Origin of the sequence: Romboutsia sp. 13368 (assembly GCF_018336475.1) — a bacterium.
Classification (GTDB): domain Bacteria; phylum Bacillota; class Clostridia; order Peptostreptococcales; family Peptostreptococcaceae; genus Romboutsia.
The window spans coordinates 18975-19769 of record NZ_CP048741.1 but is presented as its reverse complement, the minus strand read 5'-3'; the positions used below and the strand labels follow the sequence as shown (position 1 = coordinate 19769).

Sequence of the window (795 nt, the reverse complement as noted above, 5' to 3'; positions counted from 1 at the left end):
TATGTGATGAAAGTCTATCCATTATGATTCTCCTATTTATTTTATTTTCACATATTGTGAATTTTATTATATATTATATTTGATTTAATGCTTGTTCAAATTCTTCTCTACTAACTCCATAATTATTCAATCTACTTAAGAATTGTTTTGCATTTCCGTATCCTATTCCAAGTATTTTTCCTAATTCATCTCTTCTATGTGATGCATCTTCGTTTCCTATAAGTCCATTTCTTATTAAATCAACTTGCTTAAATTCTTCTCTTTTTTCTGTACTTTCTGTTCTTACTTTTTCAAGAGCAGCTAATATACTTTTAGGACTTGCATTTTCTATTCCTATATCGCCATCTTTCTTAGCTTCTTCTCTTGGTAAGAATGCGTGTTTACATCCTGGAACTTCTGCAGCTATTTTCTTTCTGATTTTTTCACCTGCAAAATCTGGGTCAGTAAATATTATAACACCTCTTCTTTTTTGAGCTGCTTTTATTCTTTCCATTACTCCTTTAGGAAATCCAAATCCGCCTGTTGTTATAAGCTCTGCATCTAATGCTCTTTTAACAGCGGTTACGTCATCTCTTCCTTCTACTACTATTATTTCTTTTATCATATAAATTCACCTTTTYCGCTCATTTTTAACTTAGTATCTTTATATTTTAAGCCTTATATGTATTTTTATCAAGTAAAAATAAAGCTATAGTACAATTATGCACCATAGCTTTTATTTTAATAAATATAATTTTTATTTTATATTAAATAATCTCTTTGCATTTTCCTTAGTAGCTTCACAGACTTTTTCAT

General features: G+C 28.5%; 1 protein-coding gene. It reads right to left on the bottom strand.

The window, feature by feature from the left end; all coding sequences use genetic code 11:
• Positions 1 to 73: 73 nt before the first annotated feature.
• The gene (rnmV, locus tag G3997_RS00105; protein WP_296646129.1) at positions 74 to 604 is read right to left on the bottom strand and encodes a ribonuclease M5; all 531 of its coding nucleotides are present in this window, start codon (positions 602 to 604) and stop codon (positions 74 to 76) included.
• Between the last annotated feature and the right edge of the window lie 191 nt (positions 605 to 795).